Source organism: Pseudomonas sp. AC463, from assembly GCF_979253585.1.
Genome location: NZ_CEEDDZ010000580.1, coordinates 1 through 275, shown reverse-complemented (window position 1 = coordinate 275; position 275 = coordinate 1). Strand labels below are relative to the sequence as shown.

The following is a 275-nucleotide window of genomic DNA, read 5'->3' as shown; positions in this document are numbered from 1 at the left end:
CGCCCAGGCCGCCCAGGTCAGCGAACCCACGGTGAACCGCTTCTGTCGCTCGTTCGGCGTCAACGGCTACCCCGAACTGAAAATGCAGCTTGCACAGAGCCTGGCCAGCGGCGCGGCATACGTCAGCCGTGCCGTAGAAGCCGACGACGGCCCCGAGGCCTACACCCGCAAGATATTCGGCAGCGCTATCGCCTCGCTGGACAGCGCCTGCCAGAGCCTCGACCCGAACCTGATCAGCCGCGCCGTCGACCTGTTGATCCAGGCCAGGCAGATCC

1 pseudogene is annotated in these 275 nt (G+C 66.5%); it reads left to right on the top strand.

Going from position 1 to position 275, the window contains the following annotated elements:
* A pseudogene (locus AC0IYH_RS31510) lies at positions 1-275 on the top strand (transcriptional regulator HexR); the annotation flags it as partial.